Raw genomic sequence first — 23,331 nt, 5'->3', positions numbered from 1 at the left:
TGTTCCGGGCGCCGCCTTGCCGGCGCCCGGCATTCCAGGCTCCTGATGTTCGGGGATGTGCCCGGCCGGCCTTTTTCACTGAGCCCGGCTTAAATGCGCGATCTCCGGCTGCACGGGCAAGGCGGCATACCGCCGCCGCACTGCATGCGGGAAAATGCCAATGACGACCACCGACTCCATCCTGCCCGCGCCGGTCGGGCCTGCTCCGGGCAGGTCCAGAAGACGGCGCTCGCTGGCCCATACCAAATGGCCGGTGCTGATCATCTTCCTGCCGCCGGCGCTGGTGCTGTTCACGCTGCTGGTCATCCTGCCGATCGGCGAGGCGGCCTGGTACTCCTTCTTCAGCTGGAACGGCTATGGCGAACCGAGCAAGTGGGTCGATTTCCGCAACTACCAGCTTATCTTCCGCAACAGCGCCTTCACCAAGGCGCTGATCAATAACGGCCTGATCATCGCCGTCTCGATCGTCATCCAGCTTCCCCTGGCGCTGTGGCTCGCCTCCATGGTGACGAAGCAGATCAGGGGCGCGCTGTTCTTCCGGCTGATCTTCTTCCTGCCCTATGTGCTGGCCGATGTCGCCGCCGGCATGATCTGGCGTTTCGTCTATGACGGCGATTTCGGGCTGGTGGCCGGCATCTGGCATTTCTTCGGCGCGGAGCCGCCGTTCGTTCTCGCCAACCCCGATACCGCCATGTCGGCCATCCTCGCCGTTGTGGTCTGGAAATATTTCGGCTTCCACATGATGCTGTTCATCGCCGGCCTGCAGGCGATCGATCGCAGCATTCTGGAAGCGGCCGATATCGACGGGGCGACCGGCTGGCAGAAATTCCGGCTTGTGACGCTGCCGATGCTCGGCTCCACCGTGCGGCTCTCGGTATTCTTCGCCGTCATCGGCTCGCTCCAGCTTTTCGATCTCATCATGCCGCTCACCGGCGGCGGCCCGGCCAACTCGACCCAGACCATGGTGACCTTCCTCTACAATTTCGGCGTCACCCGCATGCAGGTCGGCTTCGGCAGCGCCGTCGGCGTCATTCTGTTCATCATCTGCGTCACGCTGGCCTTCAGCTACAAACGGATATTCATGAAAAATGACTGAGATTTCCGAAAGCGCGCCGATCGATGCGGCAAAATCCGGCGGGGAAGGCCGCAAGCTCAATGCCGGCACCAAGACCTATCTCTATGTCTCGCTGCTGCTTGTCGCGGGCATTGTCATCATCCCGCTCATCACCACCGCGCTTGGCGGCTTCAAGACGCTGCCGGATCTGCGCGGCAGTCCGTTCGGCCTGCCTGATCAATGGCAGTGGAGCAATTACACCGATATCCTGATCTCGAAGCGCTATTGGCTGCAGATGGGCAATTCGCTGCTGATCGCGGTGTTCACCGTGTTTCTCACCATCGTGTTCGCCGCCTGCGCGGCCTTCTGCTTCGCCCATATCCGTTTCTTCGGCTCGGATTACCTGCTCAACTATTTCCTGATCGGGCTGATGTTTCCGGCGGCCACCGCCATCCTGCCGCTCTATATCCGCATCCGCGATCTCGGCCTGCTCGATACCTATTGGGGCGTGATCCTGCCGCAGGTGGCCTTCGGGCTCGGCATGAGCATCCTGCTGTTCCGCAATTATTTCCGCAACCTGCCGGAGGAGCTGTTCGACGCCGCCTTTGTCGATGGCTGCGGCTATATCGGCTTTTTCTGGCATGTGACCATGCCGCTGTCGCGGCCGATCATCGCCACGGTCGGCATCATCGCCTTCGTGCAGAGCTGGAACAGCTATATCATTCCATTGATCATGCTGAACACGGAGAGCCGCTATCCCTGGCCGCTCGGCATCATGGTCTACAAGGGCGAATTCGCGACCGAATGGCAGCTTGTGCTCGCCTTCATCACGCTGACCATCCTGCCGACGATCATCGCCTTCTTTATCGCCCAGAAACACATCATCGCCGGGCTCACCGCCGGCGCCGTGAAATCGTGAACCCTCCGGGAGCTTGTCGAAAATGGCATCCGTCGAACTCAGCAATATCAGAAAGTCCTACGGCGCTCTCGAGGTCATCCACGGCGTTTCGCTGACCATCGAGGATGGCGAGTTCGTCGCCCTTGTCGGGCCGTCGGGCTGCGGGAAATCCACGCTGCTGCGCATGATCGCCGGCCTTGAGGAAATCACCGGCGGCGATATTTCGATCGGCGGCGAGATCGTCAACGATCTGACGCCGCGCGAGCGCAACATCGCCATGGTGTTCCAGTCCTACGCGCTCTATCCGCATATGACGGTGGCCGAAAACATGGGCTTCAACCTGCGCCTCGCCAAGCGCCCGAAAGCGGAAATCGAGGAGCGCGTCGGCGAGGCGGCGCGGATGCTGGACCTGACGGCGCTGCTCGACCGCAAGCCCTCGCAGCTTTCCGGCGGCCAGCGCCAGCGCGTCGCCATGGGCCGCGCGGTGGTGCGCGATCCGGCGGTGTTCCTGTTCGACGAGCCGCTGTCGAACCTCGACGCCAAGCTCAGGGTACAGATGCGCGCGGAGATCAAGACGCTGCATCAGCGCGTGGAGACCACATCGGTCTATGTCACCCATGACCAGATCGAGGCGATGACGCTGGCCGACCGGGTGGTGGTGCTCAACCAGGGCCGGATCGAGCAGCAGGGCACGCCGATCGAGCTTTACAGGAAGCCGGCCAACCTGTTCGTTGCCGCCTTCATCGGCTCGCCGGCAATGAACCTTCTGCCCGGTACGATCGTTGCCGCGGACGGCGCGCCGGCGGTGCGCTTTGCCGATGGCACGGTGCTGGCGATCTCTGGCGACCATGCCGGCCTCACGCCCGACCGCAAGGTTACGGTCGGGCTGCGCCCCGAACACCTCAATCCCGATATCGGAACCGGTTCGGTGATCAACGGCACGGCGCTGCTGGTGGAGCCGACCGGTGCGCAGAGCCATGTCGTGTTCGAACTCGGCGGCCAGCATGTGACGGCGATCGTCGACGGCGAACGCGAAATCCACCACGGCCAGCTCTTCGAGGCCAAGATCGACCCCGAACGCGTCCACATCTTCGACAGCGAGACCGGCGAGGCGCTTTAGCCGGGCTGGAAACCGTCGCGCGAATGGGGATGGCCGGCGAGCGGTCAGCCCCGACCCTGCGTTTGGCGGCGTTGCGGCGAGGGGTGGAACAATGCGCTGACGGCGGACGCGATTTCGGGGCCGCAGGCGCGCACCGGTCCGCCCTGGCGGAGCAGGTCGGAAAGGGCAGGGCGTTCGACAATGGCGCCTGCCTCTTCCGCGATCAGAATGCCGGCCAGGACGTCCCAGCAATTAAGGTGGGCCTCGTAATAGAGCTCGGCCTTGCCCTCAGCTACACGCAACAGTCCGAGCGCCGCGGCACCGATGCGGCGGTGATCGAAGCCGTGCTCGTGCAGCTTCAGGAGCAGGTCGAGATAAGGGTCGATCGCAGTGCGGCGGGAATGGCCGGTGAGCGCCAATGCGGTCTGCGGGTCATCGATTGTCGAAGCGGCAAGGCGGTTGTCGCCATTGAACGCGCCATGGCCACGGCGGGCGTGGAACACGGTTTGCGTGGTCGCGTCGAAGATCGCGCCGAGCATGATTTCGCCATCGGCCACCAGCGCGATCGATACGCCCCAGTCGGGCAGGCGGCGCATGTAATTGTTGGTGCCGTCGATCGGATCGATCACCCATATCGGGCCGTCGCCACCCGTCCGGCCGGTCTCCTCGCCCACGAAGCCGTCATCGGGAAAGTCGCGGGCGATCGCCGCGCGGATCAGCGCCTCGCATTCCCGGTCGGCATTGGTGACGAAATCCTGAAGCCCCTTGTTGGCGACCGAAATCGCGTCTTTGCGCCGCTGGATTTCAAGCGCACGCGCGCCGGCGCTTTCGGCCAGCGCTCGCGCAAACGCATAGCGTGCTTCAATGTCATGTTCGGACAGGCTGGTCATGCGGCGGATACCCGCTCGACCAGCCGCACGGGCGTGGTCTCCAGCCGCGCCGGAAGCTCGGGATCGGCGATGCGGCTTTCAAGGAAATCGATCGCGGCCTCGGTTTGCAGGTCGCAGGCCTGGGCGAACGTGGTCAGTCGATAGGCGTCCCATCCCGCCTGGGGGATATCGTCATGACCGATGATCCTGAGGCCGGGATGGTCGCGGTCGCGTCCAAGGCGGGCCAGCGCGTCGATGACGCCGCAGGCCATGTAGTCATTGACGCAGAACAGCGCCTCGGCGGCGCTGTCGGCGAGTGCTGCGCCCTGTTCGAAGCCCGATTTGTAGTCGTTGACCGGCACGTCGATCACCTCAAGAGCAGCGCCCAGTTCCTCAGCACGCGTGACAAAAGCCTGCCTGCGGCTGCGGCCGGTGAAGGACAGATGCGGTGAGGCCATGACGGCCAGCCGCCGACAGCCGGCATCGAAGAAATAATCGGCCGCCGCCCGGGCAGCTGCATCGTCGTCGTTGACCACGCGATCCACCAGGGGAATGTTCTCGCCCTTGTTGATCAGGACGATCGGTATGCCATTGCCGGCGCATTCCTCACAAAGCTCCGTCGGCGGGGTGTCCGATGTGACAATGACGCCGGAAACCGAATATTGCAGCAATTGCCGGATGAAGGTCGTCACATCCTCCGAACGCGAGGTGGGCAGCAGGATCGGCCGCAGGTCGCGCGCCAGCAGGCCGCGCGTCAGGTGGTCGATCTGCATCGTCCGGAACGGATTGTCGAGGCCGGCGGCGACCACGCCGACGAGATCGGAGCGCTTGTTGATCAGGCTGCGAGCGAGATAATTGACGCGGTAGCCGAGCTCGTTGGCGGCCTTGATGACCTTCTGCCGGGTTTCCTCGGAGACGGAGGCATTGGGCGTGAAGGTGCGCGACACGGCGGCGCGGGAAACGCCGGCGTGCCGGGCGACATCATGGGACGTCACGGCCCGTTTCGGAAATACTGGATCGCTCATGTAATATCGCTGGATGCCTCGCCGGTCTGCATCATCTCCGGCCGGTTGGTGCAGATGCCCAGAACCGGAAGGTCGATCATGTCTTTCAGGATATCCGCCCGCTCCTCATGCCAGAGAACAATCTGCCGTTGTGAGCGGAAGATACGGTCGCAGAGCCCTGCTGTCACCTTGTCCTGCGGGCGCGGCCCGTCTTTTTCCCAGCATAGATGCACCAGATCGGCCCCTGCCTCTTCGGCCAGCGCCATCGGGTCCTTGCCCATACCGACCAGGACGGCAAGCGGGTGGTCGCAGCCGGCGTCGCGCAATTCGCGCACCTGCGCCGTGTCGAACGAGCCGAGGGAGGCATAGCGCTGGTCTTGGTCCTTGAGTTCCTGCCAGCATTTCAGCCCGGTGCCCGGCGCCTTCAGCTCGACATAGAGGCCGGTGCCAAGTTCGCGCCCGAGGGCTGCGACCTCGGCGAAGGTCGGGACATCGACGCTATCGAGGTCGGTCAGTTCAGCCGCCGTCATCGCGGAAATCCGGGCATCGACACCGAACACCCGTTCGAGGTGATCGTCATGGGAGACGACCACGACGCCGTCGCGGGTCAACTGGGTGTCGAGCTCCCACATGTCGGCCGCCAGCTCGGAGGCGAGGCGAAAGGCCGCGAGAGTGTTTTCGACGGCATGGTCGCTCGCACCGCGATGGGCAATGCAGAGCGGGCCGGATGTCTCCGGCCAGCCATAGCGCGCGATGAAATCTGCAAGTCCGGGCGCGCCGCTCATAGGCGCGTCCCGTCCTGCTGAAACACCAGCAGATCGTCCGGGCGAACGCCCCAGCGCACCTCGTCGCCGATCGCGATGTCGTGACGCACCGGCTGGATGGAGCGGAGCACCGCGCCCGACGGCAGGGCAACGTCGTAGAGGTTCTCGCGCCCCTGGGTTTCCACGAAGCTGACGCGACCGCCGACCGGGCTGCCATCATTGCTGCCGAAGATCTCCGGGCGGATGCCGACGATGATCGGCGCGCCGTCCTCGGTCTTTTTCGCATTGGAAGGCATCGGCAGGATGACGTCGTCCTCGTCGAGCCGGATGACGCCTGCTTCCGCCCGTCCGTTGACGAAGGCGATCGGCGGATTGCCGAGGAAGCCTGCGACGAACTGGGTCTTCGGATTGCGGTACATGTCGGTCGGGGTGTCGATCTGGATGATCTGTCCCTCATTCATGATCGCGATCCGGTCGCACATCGACATCGCTTCCACCTGGTCATGGGTGACGAGAATGGCGGTGATGCCGGTCTCCATCTGGATGCGGCGGATTTCCGAGCGCATTTCGAGGCGGAGCTTGGCGTCGAGATTGGCGAGCGGCTCGTCGAACAGCAGCACGGCGGGCTTGCGCACCAGTGCGCGGGCAAGCGCCACGCGCTGCTGCTGGCCGCCGGAAAGCTGGCCGGGGCGGCGATCGAGATAGCGGTCGATATGCACGAGTTCGGCGATCTGGCGAACCTCGCGGTCGATCTCATCGCGGCTCGCATGGCGCACTTCCAGCGGGAAGGCGATGTTCTCGAACGCCGTCATATGCGGATAGAGCGCATAGTTCTGGAACACCACGCCGACATTGCGCTTCTGGCTCGGCACGCCCGAGACGTCCTTGTCGCCGAACAGGATCCGCCCGCCATTGATGCGGTGGATGCCGGAAATGGCAAGCAGCGTCGTCGATTTGCCGCAGCCGGAAGGGCCGAGCAGCGCCAGCATTTCGCCGTCGTTCACTTCAAGGTTCATCTTGTCGATGACCGTGGTGTGGTCGAAGGTCTTGGTGAAATTTTCGAGCTTGATACGCATCAGCCTTTGGTGCCTCCGCTGAAGATGTTCATCAGCCGGTTCTGGAAGATGATGAACAGGATGATGACGGGCAGGGTGTAATAGAGCCCCACCGCCTTGAAGAGGTTGAAGTCATAGGTGATCGAATCCTTCTGCGAGACGCGCTCGAGATAGACCGAGAGCACCCGGTAATCCGCCGTGGGAGCCAGAATGCGCGGCAGCACATATTCGCCCCAGGCATCGAGGAAGGAGAACACGACGAGGGCGATCAGGCCGGGCTTGACCTGCGGCAGGATCAGCCGGCGCCAGACGGTGAAGCGCGAGGCGCCGTCCTGAACGCCCGCCATCTCGATCTCCCAGGGCACGGTGTCGTAAAACCCCTTCATGATCCAGATGCCGAAGGGCAGCATCAGCGATGCCTTGACGAAGACCACGCCGATCAGCGTGTCGTATAGACCGATGAACTGCAGGACCAGAAACACCCCGATGATCAGCGTCACCGAGGGGAAGGCGTGCATCACCATGATGCCGGCCAGGAAGAACTGCCGGAACGGCATGTTCAGGCGCGAAAGCGCATAACCGCCCATGGAGGACAGCGACACCACGATCGCGCCGATCGAGCAGGCGAAGATCAGCGTGTTGAGGGTGGCCGACCAGACATTGCCGGCAATCGAGGGGTCGATCAGGAACTGCCAGTGTTCGAGCGTGAACTCGTCGGGGATCATCGAGCCCGGTGGCGAATTCGTGAAGCTGTCGATGAATACGAAGGCATACATGATCACCAGCGGGAGACTGAGCAGCCCCAGCACCAGAATGAGCGGCCAGGCAGCGAAATTGCGTGACATCTTCCAACCTCCCTTAAAATTCGATCTTCGGCTTTTCCAGCATTTCCCCGAACTTGAAGAGTCGGAGGAAAATGATGGAAAGCGCGAGGCCGACGACGACCAGCACCAGCGCCATGGCAGCGCCGAGGCCATATTCGAGATTGCCGGTGAAGTTCGACAGCGCGATCCGGAAGGCTTCCAACGCCCACACATTGGTGGTGTTGCCTGGACCGCCATTGGTCGTCAGCCATATCTCCTGATAGGACGACAGCAGCGACAGCGACTGATAGCAGGTCACGAACAGGATCGGCCATTTCAACTGCGGCAGGATGATCTTGCGGACCTGCTGCCAACGGTTCGCGCCGTCGACCTCGCTCGCCCAAAGCTGCTGTACGGGGATTGCCCGGAGCGCGCCGCTGAACAGGATCATGCCGAAGGAAGCACCGATGAAGCCGTTGAGGGTGATGATCGTCGCCCAGGCCGTCGGCACGGAGCCTTTCATGTAATTGAAGGAGGGGAGGCCGAGATGGGCGGCGATTGTCGCCAGAAACCCGTCATCCCACGTGAACCACCGCCACATGACCGCGTAGAGCACGACCGGCGTGATGCGCGGCAGAAGCCAGAGCACGCTGAACACCGAACCACTGGCCTTGGGCATGTAGAAGATCGCGATTGCCAGGAACAGGCCGAGCCCGACATTGAAGATCGAAAGCGTCAGGCCGACATAAAGCGCGGTGTTGGTCAGAAGTCGCCCGGTTGCCGGCGTCGTTGCAAGCCGTCTGAAATTGTCCGTGGTCCAGACCCAGCCGGTATAGGATTGGGTCAGAACCGCGTCGCGCTGGTCTTCGGTCAGGTCCGGCGCGACCGCATCGATCGCCGTCACCGCCTGGTCGCGCGTTGCAAAGCGGGTATTGAGGATCGACTGGCCGAAAGGTTCAGCGGCCAGCTTGAGGTCGCGGATGCGACGCGGGCGGTTAGGCAGCGTCTTCAACTCGCGTTCGAAGCTGCGGGCATCCTCGAAATGCGCGCCCATCAGGCGGCTTTCGATATCGTCCAGAAAATCCGGGTCGACGCCGGCTTCGGCTGCGCGGGAAAGCGCCGCTTCGTCGACGGTGATCGACGTGCCGCTGAGGCTCTCGGTCACGGCCTTGTCCATGCCCTGCCATTCGAGATTGCGCAGCGTGTTGGGGCTGATCACGTAAGCGCCGCCGGTAATGCCGGTCGCGCTGGTCATGTTGGTGAAGGAAAAGACCGCCGTCAGCACCACGGGTGCGAAGAAGAAGGCGAGCAGAAACAGAAGCGCCGGCGACAGCATCAGGATGCCGAACGGACTGATGCGGGGGCCGCCTTTGCGTGCGGCTTTCACGGTCTCGGCATCGCCCGGGCGTGTTTCCACGCCCGGGTTGATACCTCTTTCGACGGAGGTGTTGTCGGTCATCTTCGCTCCGTTCAGCGAATGATGATCTGGTCGCCGAGGCCGTTTTCGACCGTCGCCTGAGCCTGATTGACGGCGTCTTCGACCGAGGTCGTGCCGGCCCAGGCCGATTCCAGGCCCTTGAACATGGCTTCCCAGTAGATGCCGAAATCGGCATTGTTCGGGATCGAGTTGGCGTAGGGGAGCAGCTTTTCGGTGGCTTCGCTGGCCCAGCGGTCATTGGCGTAGAACGGAATGGTCGTCTCGGCTTCGCCGATCGCCAGATGGCCGGACTGGACCGCATGCAGCGCGTTGATGCGCGGCTCGGACGCAACGGCGACAAGCTCGGCGGAGATCGCCGCGTCATTATCGGTGCCCTGGGTCGAGATCAGGTAGACCAGCGGATGGGTGATGGTGTTCGGCCTGCCGTTTTCATTGCCGGCCGGGATCAACGAGAACGAGACGGTGTCGAAGAAATCCTCGAGGCCGTACTGGTTTTCCCACTGCAGCTTGTGCCAGGTGCCGCCGTGCCAGGCGCCGTATTTGCCGGTGGCGACATTGGTGTGGAACGTGTCCCACTCGCCGCCGAGATAGGTCTTCGGCGTCACGCCCATTTCGACCGCGTCGACGAAGAACTGGTACATGTCGGTGATCGCCTGCTTGTCGAACACCAGCTTGCCGGTCTCGGGGTCGACCATTTCGCCGCCGAAGGACTGATAAAACTGCCAGTAATCGGCGCCGTTGTTGACGCGCGGCGCGAAGCCATAGCCGGGTTCGACCACGCCCTCATCCTGCATCTTCTTAGCATCGTCGAGCATGTCGTAGAGCGTGTATTCGCCGCTCTCGATCTTGCCAGGCAGCGCGTCGATATCGGCATCGCTGTAGCCGATCGCCTTCAGGTCCGGCTTGGACATGAAGAACGGACGGGCTTCGGCATCCTGCGGGATGCCCCAGATCATGCCGTCATAGCTCGATACGTCAATGAGGTTGTCATAGAGCTGGTTGAGCGGCCAGGCGTCGAAGTCGACATAGTCCTCGATCGGGCGCAGAATACCCGCCTGCGACCACGGACCGATGTCTTCATGGCCGGTGACGATGATGTTGGGAGCGGTGCCGGATTCGGCGGCCAGCGTCACGGCCTGCTTGAAATCGTCCCAGCTCGACCAGACCTGCTTTTCGACGGTGATGTTGAGATCGTCGCCGCGAATGGCTGCCTGGCGCTCGAGATAGTCAGCCGCCATTTCGATGGCGTCGACGCGATAGAGCGAGTTGTCGTCGGTGCCGCCCGACCAGACGGTGATGGTGTAGTCCTCGGCATGCGCCGCACCTGACGTGGCGGCCGCGATCGCGATGGCAGCCGTACCGATAAATGCCTTGATATTCATGCGGGTCTCTCCAGGTCCCTGAGCATGAGGCTCCCCCGAAATTGTCACGGAAGCCCCGCCCGTGTTGTCATATCGCATCGGCCGTTTCTTGTTTCCGGGCCTGCCGGAACAGCACGATGCCGGTGAAGCGAAACCACCCGCGCACGTCCTCCAAACCGCGGAAATTGGCCTTCGCTGATCGGACGCACGATATGACCTATGTCCTCCTCATGACGCCCACGTGACATTTTGTACACGTGTACATGACAAATGTACACGTGTACAAAAAAATACCGGTATGGACCTTTCTGGAGCGGAAGCCGCCTCAGTCGGGCGCGGAAACGGTGTGCCCTGCCGCGCGCCATGCGGCTTCGAGCAGCGGCGCTTCATCGGTGGTGATCTGGTCGGCGCCGAGTTCGAGGAGACGTCTGACCGTTTCAATCTCCGCCTCCGTCAGCCCCTCGTCGGGCCGGGCGGGATTGAAGGTCCAGGCGTCGACCAGAAGGCCGGCATCATGGCTGGCGGCGATCATGTCGAGCCCGTTATCCGCCGCTTTCAGAACCAGTGGGTAGTGCAGGTAGATGGTGCCGGCTGCGGTCGGTCCCGCAAGCGCCGCATCAAGCACATCGGAGGCGGCCGAAAGCCCGTCCTTCTCCCAGGCCTCCCAGATGTCCTCGGAGGGGTCGATGCCGCGCGCGACCTCGGGCATGGTCTCGCGCATCGCTGCGATCAGCGCGAGGTCGGTCGCCGAGACGATGATGTTGGCGGCATTGGCGCCGATGATCTGGACCAGATGCGCAAGTCCGGCGCTCCCGATCACCCCGAGATCCGATTTCATGTCGAATTGCACCAGCGTGTCGGGATGCGCGCCGGAGAGCAGCCGGGCGAGGTCTTCGGAAAGGATAAGCGGCTCGCCGCCGACGGCATAGCGCACGCCCTCAAGGTCCTCACGGCGCGATGCGGAGACGAGGCCCCGGCCATCGGTCTCGCTTTCCAGCGTGTCGTCGTGCACGACGGCAAAACCGCCATCGGCGCGCACCCTGAGATCAAGCTCCATCGAGGCCCCGACCGCGAAGCCTTCCGCCATCACCGCAAGCGAAAAGACGGGATCGGCGAGGCGCTTGCGCAACTGGTGCCATTTCAGCCGCGTCCTGCGGCCGTTCAGTTCAAGATGGAGTCCGCTGTTATGCGACATGGTCTGGCTTCGCTTTCATTTGCTTCGTGGTGCTGACGATACGGCCCGCCGCCTCTATCCGGCGCTCATGAACAATGTATGAAGCCGCTTCTCCGACGTAAGCGTTGGGGCGCTTCCCGGTCAGGCGCGAGCGAACCTCAGATCGGGCACATGCCCTGCAGCAGGGCCTGCGTCGCCTCGATATCCTTGACCATGAGTGCTGCGGCCGCCTCGGCGTCGCCGCGCCGGAAGGCCTCGATCATCTCGTAGTGATAGGTCGAATAGGGGTGGATCGTGCCCTCGTTGATCTGATGGATCACGAGATCGGAGAGCATGCGCATATAGGGTCCGAAGCGCAGCCACAGGGTCTCGATCATCTGCGGCAGGATTTCCGAGCCGGACAGCTCATAGATCGCGAAATGGAACTCCTGGTTCTTGCGCAGCATCTCGTGGACATGGCCATCGCGGCCCAGCGCCTCATGCTCGCGCGCCAGCGCCAGGCAATGCTCGATCTCGGCCGTCTTCATGCGCTCCGTCGCAAGCTTGGTCGCAAGCCCCTCCAGCGCGGTGCGCGCGCGGCAGAGATCATCGAGACGCTGGCGCGAAACGGCGGGCACCCGGGCCGAGCCGTTGCGGCTGATCTCCAGGCCTTTTTCGGCGGCAAGCCGGCGCAGCGCCTCGCGCACCGGCATATGGCTGGTGCCGAATTCGGCGGCGAGCGACGAGATCGTCGTCACCTGCTCGGGTTCGAACTGGCCCCACATCAAGGCATGGCGCAATTGCTCGTACACCCCGTCCTGAACGGTCATCCGCGACGAAATCCTGGAAAGCCCCGTATTGTTCATTGCGCCTCTCTCCCCGGTGGTGGTGCGAGCCTTTCACCGTCTGTCGGGGCAAGAGGCCTCAAAGTCAAGCGTGCGAGCGCCTCAGCGGGTTTTCGCCCGCCGGAACCGCTGTTCCAGAACGCCGACGAGACGCACCAGCGGCAGCAGAAACACCAGATAGATGATCGCCGCGCCGATCAGCGGCGTCGGATTGGCGTAAAACGCCTGGGCGTCCTGCGCCTCCTTCAGGAGCTCGGGCATCGCCACGGTAGAGGCGAGCGCGGTATCCTTGAACATCGACACGCAATTGCTGGTGGTCGGCGGGATCACGATCCGGATCGCCTGCGGCAGGATGACCTTCCACAGGGTGACGGGAAAGGAAAGGCCAAGCGCGGAGGCGGCCTCGAACTGCCCGTCCGGCACGCTTTCGATGCCGGAGCGGAACACCTCCGCCGAATAGGCCGCCATCACCATCGAAAACGACAGGATCGCGGACGTCCAGGCGGAAAAGCGGATGCCGACGAAGGGCAGGGCATAATAGACCAGGATCAGCACCACCAGCACCGGCATGGCGCGGAACACGTCGATATAGGCGACCGTCAGAAACCGGATCGGCTTCGGCGCGTAGAGACGCAATACGCAGATCAGCAGCCCGGCGCTGACGCCGATCACGATGGCGAGCACGCCGAGGATCAGCGTGTTCATCAGCCCGCGCAACAGGAGCGGTATGCTCGCGGCGAGCACTTCGGTATTGAAGAAGGTTTCGACGAGGGTCATCGGCGGCAACTTTCGGTGAGCGTGACATGCGTCTTGCCGCGCCTTTTAGGCGCGACGTCTTCCGGCCATGCCTCGCGGCGGCAAAAAGAGAGGAGGGCGTCGCGACGCCCTCCGTCATGCGTGATCACGGGATGGCGAAGACCGTGACGGTGGAGGAATTGGCCGGCGCCGCCGAGCCGAACCACTTTTCGTGGATCTTGGCCATGGTGCCGTCTTCCTTCATCGTGGTGATCGCCTCGTTGATGGCGTCGAGCTGCGGATGATCCTTGCCCATCATCATGCCGTACTGCTCGCCGGTCTTGATCCGGGCTGCGACCTCGAAGCCCTTCATCTTGGTGAACAGGTACTCCATGCCCGGAATGTCGGAGACGACGGCATCGACGCGGCCCGCGCCGAGATCGAGGAACATGTCCTGCTGGGCGTTGTAGCCCTTGACCGACTTGATGCCGAGGCTCTCTTTGTTTTCATCGACCCATTTCGCGCCGGTGGAACCGGAGAGCACGCCGACGGTCTTGTCCTTCAGCTCTTCGGTGCCGGAAAGCGTAACGCCTTCCTTGACGGCGATGCCCATGTCGGAATCGTAATAGGGCTGGGTGAAGGACTGCGATTCCAGGCGTTCCGGGGTGATCGTGATCGAGGAGATGGCGCCGTCGATACGGCCCGAAGTGGTGGCGGCGAACAGCGCCTGGAAACCGTAATCGGCGATTTCCGGCTCAAGGCCGGCGCGCTTGGCGGCTTCGGTGGCGATATCCACCTCGAAGCCCTCGAAAGTGCCGCTGGCGTTCTTGTATTCGAACGGCGGATTGCTGGGATAGGCGCCGATGCGGAAAGGCTCGGCGGAGGCTGCCGACAGGCTTCCGGCAGCAAGTCCGATGGCCGTTGCAAGCATGATGGCGTGGCGGCGGGTAAGCATCATTTTTTCATTCTCCCTCTGGTGGTGACCGCATGCGGTTTGTGGCGACGCTCTCTCGCGCCGCCGGCATCGCGACGCTTCAGCTTTTGTGCGCGGCGATGATCTCGCCAAGCACTGTGTCGAAGCGTTCGATTTCTTCAAGCTTGTTGTAGTGCAGCAGCGAGACGCGCACCGCGCCGCTGTCCATCGTAAGGCCGAGACGGGCCATCAGGCGCGGCGCGAACATGTGCCCGTCGCGAATACCGATGCGCATTTTGCCCATCTCGACGGAAAGCGTCTTCGGCGCGAGGTCCGGAATGTTGAAGCAGATCGTCGGCACCCGCTGCTCGAGCCTGTCATTGTCGGAAATGCCGTAGATCACAGCGCCGTGGCGCTTCAGCACGGAAAGCATTTCCCTGGCCAGGATCATTTCGTAGTCGCGGATCGCGCCCATCGCCGCGACAATCGCCGCGCGGCGGCCGTGCTCGCCTGAAGGCAGGAACCGTTCCCCGACGCTTTCGAGATAGCGCACGGCGGCGTCCATGCCGGCGACGTTCTCATAGGGAAAGGTGCCGACCTCGATCTTGTAGGGCGGAACGTCGGGGATGAAGTCCTCCTTGAAGGTGGGCAGCCGGCAAAGTGCGTCATAGCGCCCCCACAGGAAGCCCATGTGCGGCGAGAAATTCTTGTAACCGGAGCAGACCAGATAGTCGCAGTCCCAGGCCTGAACGTCGATCAATCCGTGCGGGCCGAAATGGACGCTGTCGAGGAAAACCTCCGCGCCGGCGGCATGGGCGATGCGTCCGACGGCGGCGACATCGACGATTGTGCCGATCGCATGCGAGGTCGCCGTGCAGGCGACCAGCCGGGTCCGTTCATTGACCAGCGGCTTAAGGTCTTCCGGGTTGAGCGTTCCGTCCTCGCGCATCCGCCACCAGACGATCTTGGCTCCGTTTTCCTGGAGCGCCAGCCAGGTGGCGATATTGGCGTCGTGGTCCATGTCGGTGACCACGATCTCGTTGCGCTCATCCAGCATTCTGGCGATGCCGAGGCTCACGAGGCGGATGAAGGAGGTGGCGTTGAGGCCGAAGGAAATCTCCTCCGGCCGATAGGCATTGATCAGCACGGCAACGCTTTCGCGCGCGGCTTCGAGGCCGGCGTCGACGCGGGCGCTGTGCTCGTAGCTTGCCATGCGCTGGACGTTGGCATCGATCAGGTGATTGGTGACCGCATCCACCACGCTCTGCGGCACCTGCGCGCCGCCGGCGTTTTCGAGAAAGATGAAATCGCCGGCCTTGGCGATTGCGGGGAACAGGGACCGGATCTCGTCAACCGGAAAGCTGTTGCTGAGCGGGGCAGATTCGGTCTGCATATTCATCGGGTTATCCTGTGTCGTTCCCGGCAGGCGACAACCGCCGCCCGCCTGAATATTGTTGTTTTGATTATTTGATCACAAGATATTTCAGATTTCAACTATCTCTTCCAGTGTCGTGCCAGTTTGTTGTCCTTTCGTATTCGCTGTTTTGCCATGCGGCTCCCGATCTCCGCCGCTGGAGAGGGCGCGCGGGTCAGCCCGGCATGCCCTCGAAACGGGCGAGACCCGGGCCGGCAACGTCCCAGGCCGGCGCTCTTGCCGCATAGGTCACCACTTTCGGCCGGAACAGGTCCGGATCGTCGAGGCTTGCCGCATGGACCGCGATGATGTCCGGCATGGCGGCGAAGGTCAGGAAGACCGGCGTTCCGCAGACAGGGCAGAAGGCATGGGTCTTCTGCGTTCCGCTGTCGCCGGCAAGGCTCCATTCGGACGCGGTTCCGGTGATCCGCATCTGCGCCCTTTCGGGAAAGGTCAGGTAGGACCCATGGCCGGTGCCGCTGCGCTTCTGGCATTGGGTGCACTGGCAGTGGTTTTCAAAGACGGGGCTTGCGTCCGTTTCGTAGCGTATGGCGCCGCAGGCGCATCCTCCGCTATAGCGTGTCATCACGGCCTCCTCTCTTCAGGCCGCCTTGGGCTTGGCGAAAACGTCGAGGCCGCGGCCGGTTTCGAGATAGGATTTCATGCTGGACAGCACGATCGGCCAGCCCTTGGTGACGCCGTTCGCCATGCCGCTGCCGACCACAAGATCGTCGTGGGTCACGGTGAGCCGCACCATGTCGTCATAGGGCTCGATGTCGAAACTCACGCGGCTATAGGCTGCCGGGTCCGCGGCCTCCGATTCATTGGCCCAGCTTATGACGAGCCGCGAGGGCGGGCTGCTCTCGATCACCTCGCCGACGAGCTGGACGGTGCGGGCGTCATCGGCGCGGACATGCTGCCAGCGCGAGCCCGGACGCCAGTCGGACACGTTTTCGTGGCCCCAGTAGCGGCGCGCCACCTCCGGCTTGATAATGGCCTCGAATACTTTTTCAGGCGTCGAGGCAATGTAGGTCACGTAGACGAACTGGGTCGTTTCCCTGATCGTTGCATCTGTCATTTGCTGTCTCCTTCGAGCTCTCTCTTGAGGTCGTGCAGCAGGTTGAGCCTTTGATGTTCAAACTTGCGCACCCACCGCTCGTAGACTTCGTAGAGCGGTACCGGATTGATGAAATGCAGCCGCTCCCGTCCGCGCCGGACGCTGGTGACGAGATTGGCCTTTTCCAGAAGGCCGAGATGCTGGGTGGCCGACTGGCGGGTCATGTCGAGGTTTTCGCAGAGCTGGCCGAGGGTCTGTCCGTTCCGCTCGCACAGAAGGTCGAGCAGCTTGCGGCGTGTCGGATCGGCCAGCGCCTTGAAAACGGTATCGGTATCCATGGGTCTCACTTTCAACATTCACCATTATGCAGGTATTTGCCTGCATGTAAAGTGCAGTTTTTTACCTGCCTTTTAGGGTAGCAAAAAAGGGCGCCGGATTTCCGGGGCCCTACAAAGCGGGGTGGTCTGACGCCGGTGCGCAGCGGCAAGACAGCGCCGACGGTCAGGCCCGGGTTCGAGGTCAGGTTTCCGAACGCGCCTGTTTCAGCCCGGCGGCAAGGCCGGCGGAAAGCATCATCGCGTCCGAGCCGATGATATAGAAGCTGATCCCGGCCTTTTCCCATGTCGCGACATCGGAGCCGTCCGGACGGAACAGGCCGACCGCCTTGCCGGCGGCGCGCGCGGCGTCGGCGATCCGGCGGATCGCGGCATTGAGCCTGTCGGCGTTTGCGGGGCCCATGGCGTCGATCGTGACCGACAGGTCGCCGGGGCCGATGAAGATCACGTCGATCCCCTCGACCGCCGCGATTTCCTCGATGTTCGCCAGCCCTTCGGCGGTCTCGATCTGGATCGCGAGCACGACGGTCTCGTTTGCGGATTTCAGGGTCTCGGCAATGCGGTAGCCATAGCCCGCCGCCCGTCCCGGCCCGACCCCGCGCCGGCCCGCTGGCGGAAACCGGCTTGCGGCAACGGCGGCGCGCGCTTCGTCGGCGTTGGAAACGCGCGGCACCAGAACGCCAGCCGCGCCGGCGTCGAGCGCGCTGGCGATCGCCTCCGGCGCGTGGCCCGGCACCCGCACCATCGCCGGTACGCGGTGAAGGTCGGCGGCGCGGATCATGTCCTCCACCCGTTCGCGCCCGATCTGGGCATGCTCGCAGTCGATGCAGATGAAATCCGGCGCGGCCGCAGCCGTGATCTCGACGGCCACCGGATGAGGGATTGCCGAAAAGGTTCCGATCACGCCGTCGAATGCGGTGCAGTTCTGGCGAAAGCCGCTCATAAGTCCTCCGGAAACTGATATGCTCAGGCCTTATGCCTCGTCGACGGCCACCCGGTCCAGCCAGTCCGGATCGATTTCCGGCAGCGGAATGGCATCGAGCAGCGTGCGGGTATAGGCTGATTGCGGATTGTCGAACACTTCAGCGCACGGGCCATGCTCGACGATCTTGCCGAACTGCATGACATAGACCCGGTCGCAGACCGCGCGGATCACCGAGAGATCGTGGCTGATGAAGGCCATGGCAAGCCCCATCTCGCGGCTGAGCGCCTTCAACAGGTTCAGCACCTGCGCCTGGGTGGAAACGTCGAGGCCGGAGACGATCTCGTCGGCCAGCACGAAATCCGGGCGCAGGAGGGCGGCGCGGGCGATGCCGATGCGCTGGCGCTGGCCGCCGGAAAGCTCGTGCGGGCTGCGCGCCAGCACCTCTTCCGGCAGCGACACGCGGTCCAGCATGGCGGCTGCCTGATCGCGCGCCGCCTTCCGGTTTTCGGCAAGTCCGTGGAGGATCAGCGGTTCTCCCAGAATCCGGCCGATCGAATGTCGCGGATTGAGCGAGGCCATCGGGTCCTGGAAGATCATCTGCATGCGTCGACGAAGCGGGCGCATGGCATTGTCATCCAGCCGCGTGATGTCCTGCCCGTCGAAGCGGATTTCGCCATCGGCGACATCGACCAGGCGCAACAGGGCGCGGCCGAGCGTGGTCTTGCCCGACCCGCTCTCGCCGACAATGCCGACGGTCTCGCCGGCGGCAACCGCGATATCGACGCCGTGAAGCACGGTATTGCCCGGCTTCTTGCCGAACAAGGATGTGCCGGCGCCATAGGTGACCTTGATGCCGGTCGCGGCAAGCAGTGGTTCAGTCATCGCGAAACCTCCCCGATCTCGGCGCGCAACTGCGCGAAAACCGCGTCGGGCACCGGCTCAAGTCCGGCATCGGGCCGGTCATAGCGCGGACCGGCCGCGATCAGAGCGCGCGTATAGGCGTGGCGGGGATTGGTCAGAACGTCGGTGGTGCGGCCCTGTTCGATCACCCGCCCGGCATAGAGCAGCGTGACGCTGTCGCATATCTGGGCGACGACGCCGAGATCGTGGGTGACGAACAGCACGGCGGTGCCATGGGCCTTCTGCATCTGGCGGATCAGGCGGAGGATCTGCTTTTGCACCGTGACGTCGAGCGCGGTGGTGGGCTCGTCGGCGACCACCAGTTTCGGCCGCATCGCAAAGGCTGCTGCGATCAGTACGCGCTGGCGCATGCCGCCGGAAAGCTCGTGCGGATAGGCGCGCATCACCCGTTCCGGGTCGCGGATATAGACCTCTTCCAGCATGGCAAGCGCCACCTTGCGGGCCTCGCTGCCGCTCAAGCCGCGTTTCAGCCTGAGCCCGTCGGTGAGCTGCGCCTCGATCCGCCTGCCGGGGTTCAGCGCCGTCTGCGGGTCCTGCGGGATCAGGGTGATCTCGTTGCCCATGATCTCGCGCAGCGCCCGGCCGGGCAGCGCCAGCAGGTCCCGGCCCTCGAAGCGGATATGGCCGCCGGTGACCTTCACCGTTGCCGGCAGCATGGCGAGCAGCGCCTTGGCGATGGTCGACTTGCCGGCCCCGCTCTCGCCCACCAGCCCGCGCACCTCGCCGGGCTCAAGGGTGAGCGAGACGTCGGAGAGCACGGGGCGGTTGTCGTCACGCAGCGAAACGGCGCTGAGCGCGTCTATGGTCAAGAGGGTCATCGGCGCATCACCGGATCCAGCGCCCGGCGCAGGCCGTTGCCGAGCTGGTTGAAAGAAAGCACGGTCACGAGCAGCATCGCGAGCGGTGCAATCAGCACCCAGGGCGTATGATGGATGGTCTGGCGGCCGGCCGCGATCATTCCGCCCCATGTCGGCGTGTCGGATGAGACAGAAAGGCCGACGAAGGAGAGGATCGCCTCGACCACGACGGCAATGCCCATTTCCAGGCTCAGAAGCGCGACGAAGACCGGCATGATATTGGGCACGATCTCCTTGACAAGGATCTGCATGCGCGCGAAGCCGACGGTGCGCGCGGCGGTCACATAGTCCATGCTGGCCTGCGCGATGGTTTCGGCGCGCACCACCCGACAGAAGCGGGTCCAGTCGATGATCACGATCGCGGCGATCACCGAATGCAGCCCGGCGCCAAGCACGGCCACCAGCAGAACCGACAGCAGCACCGGCGGGAACGCCATCCAGATATCGACGAGGCGCGAGATCACCCGGTCGGTCCAGCCGCCGTACCAGCCGGCAAGCAGGCCGAGCAGCGAGCCGAGGATCGCCGCAAGGCCTGCGGCGATGACGGCGACGGTCAGCGCGATCCTTGTGCCGTAGATCAGGCGAGACAGCACATCGCGGCCGAGATCGTCGGTGCCGAGATAATAGCCGGGCTCCGCGCCGGGCGATGTCACTGGCGGGATGCGCGAGAGCATCAGGTCCTGCTCCAGCGGGTTGTGCGGGGCGATCAGCGGCGCGAAGATCGCGATCAGGAACAGCAGGGCAATAATGCCGCCGCCCCACAGCACGCGCTGTTCGGCGAGAAGCGCCGACAGCATCGGGTGCCGTTTTTTGGGCGGGGCGCCGGCAAGCGTGGTGTCAGCCATGTTTGAGCCTCGGATTGAAGAAATTGCCGGCAAGGTCGATGGCGATGTTGATCAGCACGAAGGTCAGGCCGAACATCAGCACGATCCCCTGGATCAGCGGCAGGTCGCGGTTGATGACCGCGTCGATCGCCATATTGCCGATGCCGGGATAGGAAAATATTCTCTCCACGATCACCGTGCCGCCGATCATGAAGGTGAATTGCACGCCGGTCAGCGTCAACGTCGGGCCGATCGCGTTCCTGAGCGTCTCCTGCACCACCAGCCGGGTCTCCGACATGCCCTTGAGCCGCGCCAGCAGCACGTAATCCTGCAGCATCGCCTCGTTCAGCGCTTCCTTCAGCGTGCGGATGATCACGGCGGCCAGCGGCAGGCCGAGCGCCAGCACCGGCATCACCATGTGGGACAGCACATTGAAGAACAGCGAAAAGCGCAGGGTGACGAGGCTTTCGATCAGATAGAAATTGGTGGCGAAATCGCCCGAAAGCGAGGGATCGACTCGTCCCGATGTCGGGAAGATCGGTATAGCGACGCCGAGCGCCAGCACCAGAAGCAGCGCCCAGACGAAATCCGGAACGGCGAGAAACAGCCCGTTCAGCACGTCGATGACCGATTCCAGCGGTGTGCGGCGGGCAAGGGTGGCGAGGATCGCGATCAGCCCGCCGCCGATCACGCCGAAGACCAGCGCGGCGAAGGCCAGTTCCAGCGTTGCCGGCAGGCGCTCCATGAGCAGCGACAGCACCGGGCGCTTGAGCGAGATCGAGGTGCCGAAATCGCCCGTCAGCATTTCGCGTATCCACACGCCGAACTGGACGGGAATGCTGGAATCGAGCCCGTATTTGACCCGGAGCGCCAGGATATCGTCGGCGGAGGCGCCCGGCGAGATCATCATCGCGATCGGATCGCCCGGAACGATCCTGAGCAGACAGAAGACGATAACCGCGACGCCGAAAAGCGTCACGGCCGCCATCACGGCCCGGTTGAAAATTCCGGTGAAAGACATCAAAACTCCGCCGCATTTCTTCAAGTTTAAAGGAGGAGAGCGGTGCTCTCTTCCAATGGATTTTCGCAAGCGACTCCACCCTCTCGGGTCACCCTCGGGCTTGACCCGAGGGTCCAGGCAACGTTTTCCGTGTCGCCTGGATGCTCGGATCAAGTCCGAGCATGACTCATCAGAGAGGTGGGGCCTTCCTGCAACCTCAAAGAGGAAAGGTTGGCCCCCTCGCATTGGCCCTTACTTCGGCGCGACCAGCGTCGGCTGCAGCGCGCCCGAAAGGTTCGGCTCCACCGTCAGCGTGTCCTTGAACACGATTGGCTGGACATATTGCAGCAGTGGGATGACATAGCCTTGTTCGGCGATGTATTTGCTGACGGCCTTCCAGCCCTCGATGCGCTTTTCCTCATCCATCTCGCCCCAGAGCGGGCCGATCATGCCGTCGAGGTCGTCGGTGTTCCAGACCGAATGCGGCGACGGGCCGAACATGGCAAAGCCGGTCGAGGTGGTGGGATCGCCGATCGCATTGCCCCAGTTGTAGAAGGCGGCGGGCGCCAACTGGTCGGCGGCGCGCAGCTCGTAATGCTTGGCGATCTCGTAGACCTCGATATCGGCCTCGATGCCGACCTTGCGCCACATGCCGACGATCGCCTGGATCATCTCGTAATCCTTGGGCTTCAGCCCGCGCGTGGTCTGGATCGTGAACTTCACCGGATTATCGGTGGAATAGCCGGACTCCGCCAGCAGCTTGACGGCGAGATCTGGGTCGTAGGGTATCTTGATATCGGGATCGAAGGCCGAATATTCCGGCGCTTCCAGCGTGTCGAGCGGCACGCCGTAGCCCGACAGCAGCCGGTCGATGATCGCCTGCTTGTTGATCGCGTAATTGGCGGCAAGACGCACATTCTTGTCGTTCATCACGTCGATATTGTTGAGGAAGATCATGCCGATATCGGAGACCGGCTCGGCCACGCCGGAAAGGCCGGGCTTGGCGATCAGGCGGTCATATTCCTCATAGGGAATTTCCAGCGTGACGTCGGAGGAGCCGGATTCGATCTCGGCAACGCGGCTCGTCGTATCCGGCACGAATTTGAAGATGACGGTGTCGAAGGCGGGCTTGTCGCCGTAATAGCCGGGATAGGCCTTGAGCTTGAGGAAGGCGTTACCCTCATATTCCTCGACCATATAGGGGCCGGAGCCGATCGGGGCCTTCTCGAAGCCTTCCGCACCGACCTTTTCGTAATAGGCCTTCGGCATGACATAGCCGGTGAGGAACGCCATCCACATGAACAGCGTCGGCTCGAAGCGCAGCACGTCGGCGGTGACCTTGTTGCCGTCTACCGAGAAATTGCCGATGGTCGACCAGACGAACTGGATCGGGTTGCCGGTCTCGGGATTGGCGGCGCGCTCCAGCGACCAGACCACGTCTTCCGGCGTAAGGGGCGAGCCGTCGTGCCAGGTCACGCCCTCGCGCACGTCCATCCACACCTTGGTTTTGTCCTCGTTCCAGCCCCAGTCGGTCAGGATGCCGGGCTCGAAGGAAAGGTCCGTCTTCTGGCCGATGAACTGGCTGAAGATCGACCGGTAGATCGCCTGGATCGTCGGATTGACGGCGGATGCGCCGACGGTCGGGTCGAAGGACGGCAGGTTGACGTTGAATGCGATGGTAAGCGTGTCGGTCTCGGCCGCGTTGACCGGCAAGCGGCCCGCGAGAATGCCTGAGACGAGTGCGGCTGCGCCAAGGCCAAGTGTCTGGCGACGGGTGAATGTCGTCATGGTGATGCTCCAGTTGTTCCCCACCCCCGTCGGATGATTTCCGCGGGGTCATACTTGTTGTGTGTTCCAAGTCTAAGAGCAAATCGGGCCGCGCGGCAAGGCAAATATTTGAGGTTTAAAGTTTTGGGCGCAGATTTTTGCAACTGTGATGCTTAAATATGCAATTGCATGTCTTTTGACGCGGGGATTTGGCGATCGCCGGCAAATTGCGCCGGAATT

24 protein-coding genes are annotated in these 23,331 nt (G+C 63.1%); 3 read left to right on the top strand and 21 right to left on the bottom strand.

Annotation, left to right across the window (positions count from 1 at the left end):
* Positions 1-160: 160 nt before the first annotated feature.
* From Mame_RS01520 to Mame_RS01510, 3 genes are read left to right on the top strand one after another with little or no spacing between them, the layout of a single operon-like run.
* Positions 161-1,096 carry a carbohydrate ABC transporter permease gene (locus tag Mame_RS01520; protein WP_018064701.1) on the top strand — a complete coding sequence of 312 codons (936 nt, stop codon included), beginning with the start codon at positions 161-163 and terminating at the stop codon, positions 1,094-1,096.
* The gene (locus tag Mame_RS01515) at positions 1,089-1,973 is read left to right on the top strand and encodes a carbohydrate ABC transporter permease (protein ID WP_018064702.1); all 885 of its coding nucleotides are present in this window, start codon (positions 1,089-1,091) and stop codon (positions 1,971-1,973) included. Before Mame_RS01520 ends, Mame_RS01515 begins: the two co-directional genes overlap by 8 nt.
* Before the next feature lie 22 nt (positions 1,974-1,995).
* Positions 1,996-3,072: an ABC transporter ATP-binding protein gene (locus Mame_RS01510; protein ID WP_018064703.1), complete on the top strand. Its 1,077-nt coding sequence runs from the start codon at positions 1,996-1,998 to the stop codon at positions 3,070-3,072.
* 44 nt (positions 3,073-3,116) lie between these two features.
* Here Mame_RS01510 and Mame_RS01505 read toward each other — a convergent pair whose 3' ends face one another.
* The 21 genes from Mame_RS01505 to Mame_RS01405 form a co-directional block, all read right to left on the bottom strand.
* Positions 3,117-3,941, bottom strand: coding sequence for an inositol monophosphatase family protein (locus Mame_RS01505; protein WP_018064704.1), 825 nt, complete (start codon positions 3,939-3,941; stop codon positions 3,117-3,119).
* Complete coding sequence (locus Mame_RS01500; protein WP_018064705.1) at positions 3,938-4,945, bottom strand: LacI family DNA-binding transcriptional regulator; 1,008 nt, start codon at positions 4,943-4,945, stop codon at positions 3,938-3,940. Before Mame_RS01500 ends, Mame_RS01505 begins: the two co-directional genes overlap by 4 nt.
* Positions 4,942-5,709, bottom strand: a complete 768-nt coding sequence (locus Mame_RS01495) for a glycerophosphodiester phosphodiesterase (protein ID WP_018064706.1) — start codon at positions 5,707-5,709, stop codon at positions 4,942-4,944. The genes Mame_RS01500 and Mame_RS01495 overlap by 4 nt, the downstream gene beginning before the upstream one ends.
* Positions 5,706-6,764, bottom strand: coding sequence for an ABC transporter ATP-binding protein (locus Mame_RS01490; protein ID WP_018064707.1), 1,059 nt, complete (start codon positions 6,762-6,764; stop codon positions 5,706-5,708). Before Mame_RS01490 ends, Mame_RS01495 begins: the two co-directional genes overlap by 4 nt.
* Positions 6,764-7,588, bottom strand: coding sequence for a carbohydrate ABC transporter permease (locus Mame_RS01485; RefSeq protein ID WP_018064708.1), 825 nt, complete (start codon positions 7,586-7,588; stop codon positions 6,764-6,766). Before Mame_RS01485 ends, Mame_RS01490 begins: the two co-directional genes overlap by 1 nt.
* A 13-nt stretch (positions 7,589-7,601) precedes the next feature.
* Positions 7,602-8,882, bottom strand: coding sequence for a carbohydrate ABC transporter permease (locus Mame_RS01480; RefSeq protein ID WP_026173457.1), 1,281 nt, complete (start codon positions 8,880-8,882; stop codon positions 7,602-7,604).
* 134 nt (positions 8,883-9,016) lie between these two features.
* Positions 9,017-10,366 (bottom strand): extracellular solute-binding protein, encoded by a 1,350-nt coding sequence (locus tag Mame_RS01475; protein ID WP_018064710.1) that lies wholly within the window; start codon positions 10,364-10,366, stop codon positions 9,017-9,019.
* 304 nt (positions 10,367-10,670) lie between these two features.
* On the bottom strand, positions 10,671-11,540 hold the full coding sequence (locus tag Mame_RS01470; protein WP_018064711.1) for a glycerophosphodiester phosphodiesterase: 870 nt from the start codon (positions 11,538-11,540) through the stop codon (positions 10,671-10,673).
* A gap of 137 nt (positions 11,541-11,677) precedes the next feature.
* Positions 11,678-12,364, bottom strand: coding sequence for a GntR family transcriptional regulator (locus tag Mame_RS01465; RefSeq protein ID WP_018064712.1), 687 nt, complete (start codon positions 12,362-12,364; stop codon positions 11,678-11,680).
* An 81-nt stretch (positions 12,365-12,445) separates the two neighbouring features.
* Positions 12,446-13,120, bottom strand: coding sequence for an amino acid ABC transporter permease (locus tag Mame_RS01460; protein ID WP_018064713.1), 675 nt, complete (start codon positions 13,118-13,120; stop codon positions 12,446-12,448).
* A gap of 124 nt (positions 13,121-13,244) precedes the next feature.
* Complete coding sequence (locus Mame_RS01455; protein ID WP_018064714.1) at positions 13,245-14,036, bottom strand: ABC transporter substrate-binding protein; 792 nt, start codon at positions 14,034-14,036, stop codon at positions 13,245-13,247.
* 76 nt (positions 14,037-14,112) lie between these two features.
* The gene (locus Mame_RS01450; RefSeq protein WP_018064715.1) at positions 14,113-15,390 is read right to left on the bottom strand and encodes a cysteine desulfurase-like protein; all 1,278 of its coding nucleotides are present in this window, start codon (positions 15,388-15,390) and stop codon (positions 14,113-14,115) included.
* Between the two features lie 190 nt (positions 15,391-15,580).
* Entirely contained in the window at positions 15,581-15,991 is a 411-nt protein-coding gene (locus Mame_RS01445; protein ID WP_018064716.1) for a GFA family protein, read from the bottom strand.
* Positions 15,992-16,006: 15 nt separating this feature from the next.
* Positions 16,007-16,483 (bottom strand): SRPBCC family protein, encoded by a 477-nt coding sequence (locus Mame_RS01440; protein WP_018064717.1) that lies wholly within the window; start codon positions 16,481-16,483, stop codon positions 16,007-16,009.
* A complete protein-coding gene (locus Mame_RS01435; RefSeq protein WP_018064718.1) occupies positions 16,480-16,800 on the bottom strand; it encodes an ArsR/SmtB family transcription factor in 321 nt (106 codons plus the stop codon). The genes Mame_RS01440 and Mame_RS01435 overlap by 4 nt, the downstream gene beginning before the upstream one ends.
* 181 nt (positions 16,801-16,981) lie before the next feature.
* Positions 16,982-17,740, bottom strand: a complete 759-nt coding sequence (locus tag Mame_RS01430; RefSeq protein WP_018064719.1) for an HpcH/HpaI aldolase family protein — start codon at positions 17,738-17,740, stop codon at positions 16,982-16,984.
* A gap of 30 nt (positions 17,741-17,770) precedes the next feature.
* Positions 17,771-18,604 carry an ATP-binding cassette domain-containing protein gene (locus tag Mame_RS01425; RefSeq protein WP_018064720.1) on the bottom strand — a complete coding sequence of 278 codons (834 nt, stop codon included), beginning with the start codon at positions 18,602-18,604 and terminating at the stop codon, positions 17,771-17,773.
* Positions 18,601-19,461 (bottom strand): ABC transporter ATP-binding protein, encoded by an 861-nt coding sequence (locus Mame_RS01420; protein ID WP_018064721.1) that lies wholly within the window; start codon positions 19,459-19,461, stop codon positions 18,601-18,603. Before Mame_RS01420 ends, Mame_RS01425 begins: the two co-directional genes overlap by 4 nt.
* Positions 19,458-20,297, bottom strand: coding sequence for an ABC transporter permease (locus Mame_RS01415; RefSeq protein WP_033410097.1), 840 nt, complete (start codon positions 20,295-20,297; stop codon positions 19,458-19,460). The genes Mame_RS01420 and Mame_RS01415 overlap by 4 nt, the downstream gene beginning before the upstream one ends.
* Before the next feature lie 40 nt (positions 20,298-20,337).
* Positions 20,338-21,345 carry an ABC transporter permease gene (locus Mame_RS01410; protein WP_018064723.1) on the bottom strand — a complete coding sequence of 336 codons (1,008 nt, stop codon included), beginning with the start codon at positions 21,343-21,345 and terminating at the stop codon, positions 20,338-20,340.
* Between the two features lie 231 nt (positions 21,346-21,576).
* Positions 21,577-23,112 carry an ABC transporter substrate-binding protein gene (locus Mame_RS01405; RefSeq protein ID WP_018064724.1) on the bottom strand — a complete coding sequence of 512 codons (1,536 nt, stop codon included), beginning with the start codon at positions 23,110-23,112 and terminating at the stop codon, positions 21,577-21,579.
* Positions 23,113-23,331: the final 219 nt, after the last annotated feature.

The organism is Martelella mediterranea DSM 17316 (assembly GCF_002043005.1).
GTDB classification, from domain to species: Bacteria; Pseudomonadota; Alphaproteobacteria; order Rhizobiales; family Rhizobiaceae; genus Martelella; species Martelella mediterranea.
This window is presented reverse-complemented; position numbering and strand designations above follow the sequence as displayed.